The sequence below is a fragment of the Mycobacterium sp. E3298 genome (assembly GCF_001666895.1).
GTDB lineage: Bacteria > Actinomycetota > Actinomycetes > Mycobacteriales > Mycobacteriaceae > Mycobacterium.
In genome coordinates this window covers 1-856 of the sequence record NZ_LZJB01000188.1, presented here as the reverse complement: position 1 = coordinate 856, position 856 = coordinate 1, and the positions used below count along the sequence as shown (strand labels likewise).

The following is an 856-nucleotide window of genomic DNA, read 5'->3' as shown; positions in this document are numbered from 1 at the left end:
CCCGCCTCCAGTTCGGCCAGCAGGGCTCGCTCCGCGGTGACCGACGCGCGCGTGTCGGCGTCGTCCAACTCCGCCAGCACCGCCGCCAATTCATCACCCGCGCGGCATTCGACGGCGAGCGCGCCCTGAGCCGGTGCTGGCAACATCTGCACCGGCTCTAACGTCTCGGTGACATCGTCGAGGCGACCGAGCCGGGCCAGTCCGGCCCGAGCCACCACGATCGCGTCGAGATCACCATTGCTTACCCTGTTCAACCTGGTATCTAGGTTGCCTCGTAGGGGGCGGATTTCCAAACCGAGACCCAATGCCCTAAGCTGCGCGGCCCTGCGCGGGGACGACGTGCCCACCAGCGAACCCGGCGGCAACTCCCCGAGCACCAGCCCGTCGCGGGCCACCACCACGTCGCGGGGGTCGTTGCGGGGCGGTATCGCCGCGATCGTGAACCGCGGGTCGTCCGCCGTGGGCAAATCCTTGTGCGAGTGCACCGCGGCGTCCACCCGGCCGTCGTCCATGGCCTCGCGCAGTGCGGTGGTGAAGGCGCCGACGCCCAGGGTTTCGATGGGCGCCGACGAGCGGTCGCCGGCGGTGGTGATGATCACCAACTCCGCGGGGTGACCGTTGGCGATCAGGGCGTCCCTGACGACGCCGGCCTGGGTGGTGGCCAACAGACTGCCCCGGGTGCCTATCCGGATCACATTCGCCAATCGGCTACTCGGCGGTGGGTTCTTGCGTTCCGGCGTCGAATCCCGTTGCTATGACGGGCAATTCGCCCGCAGCGACGGCGTCGACGGCGGTCTGGTCGAGTTCGAAGAGTTCGCGCAGCGCTTCGGCGTAGCTATCGCCGCCGGGGGCGCTG

The 856-nt window shown here is 69.4% G+C and carries 1 protein-coding gene and 1 pseudogene; both read right to left on the bottom strand.

The annotated features are described in order from the left end of the window. A partial coding sequence (gene hemC / locus A9X05_RS08845) for a hydroxymethylbilane synthase (protein WP_067780684.1) occupies positions 1-695 on the bottom strand: 695 nt, incomplete at its 3' end. A 13-nt stretch (positions 696-708) separates the two neighbouring features. Further along, positions 709-856 (bottom strand): annotated as a pseudogene (locus tag A9X05_RS30950) (glutamyl-tRNA reductase); the annotation flags it as partial.